Source organism: Mesorhizobium sp. WSM4308 (genome assembly GCF_002294905.1).
In the GTDB taxonomy this organism is placed as follows: Bacteria; Pseudomonadota; Alphaproteobacteria; order Rhizobiales; family Rhizobiaceae; genus Mesorhizobium.
Window position 1 is genome coordinate 1 of record NZ_NSFW01000048.1, and the last position, 1,054, is coordinate 1,054.

The following is a 1,054-nucleotide window of genomic DNA, read 5'->3' on the forward strand; positions in this document are numbered from 1 at the left end:
CGAATTTGCGTCATACTTTCCCTTTTCTTTTTTCCCCTTTCTCTTCTTCTTCCTCCCTTCCCCTTTTTCTTTTTCTCCTTTCTTTCTTTTCCTCTCCTTTCCCTTCTCCTTTTTCTTTCTCTTCTTTTCTCTCTCCCTCCTCCTTCTTTCCCTTCTCCTTTTCTCCCTTTCTTCCCTCTTCGTCCCTCTTTTCTTTCTTTCTCTTTTTTCCTCCTCCTCCCCCCTCCTTCTCCCTTCCCTTCCTCCCTTTTCCCTCCCTTTTTTTTCCCTTCCCCTTCCTCCCTCCCTCCCTTCTCCTTTTCCTCCTTCCTCTCCTTCTCTCCCCTTTCCCCCTCTTTCCTTCCCTTCTTCTCCTCCTTCTTCACACTTCTTCTCCCCTTTTTCTTCTTCCTCCTTCCCTCCTCCCTTCTCCCTTTTTCCTCCCCTTTTTCTCCTCTCCTTCTCCCCTCCTTCCCTCTCTTCCCTCCTCCCTCCTCTCTTTTTCTCCCTTCCCCTTCTTCTCCCTCTTCTTCCTTTCTTTCTTTCTCTCTCTCCTTCTCCTCTTCTTTTTCTTCTCTTTGTTTTCTTCCCCCTTACCCCCTTCCTTCTTTTCTTCCTCTCCCTCCCCGGTCCTTTGCTTATCTTTGATTTCTCCCTTTTTTTCCTCTTCTTTCCTTCCTCCTTTCCTCTTCTCTCTTCCCTTCCCCCCCTTCTTTTCCCCTTCTCTCCTTTTCCTTTCCTCTTCCTTCTTCTTTTCCTTCCCTCTCTCCTTCCCCTTCCTTCTCTTTTCTTTCCTTCCTTTCCTCTTCTTCTTCCTTCTTTTCTTTCTTTCCTCTCTTTCCTTCTTTCCTTTCCTCCTCCTTTTTTTTCTCCCCTCTTCTCTCCTTTTCCTTTTCTTCTTTTTTTTTTCCTTTTCCCTTCTTCTTCTTTTTCTTCTTTTCTTCTTTCTCCTCTTTTTCTTTTCCTCTTTCCTCTTTTCTCCTTCTCTCTCCCCCCCCCCCCCCTCTTCTCCCTCTCCTTCTTCCTCCTTCCCCTTTCCCCTTCTTTCCTCTCCCCCTCTCCTTTTTTCTTTCTT

General features: G+C 46.3%; 1 protein-coding gene. It reads right to left on the reverse strand.

The features are described from left to right. Positions 1-1,054 (reverse strand): hypothetical protein (locus CK227_RS38060; RefSeq protein WP_179302417.1); only part of this gene is annotated, 1,054 nt, incomplete at both ends.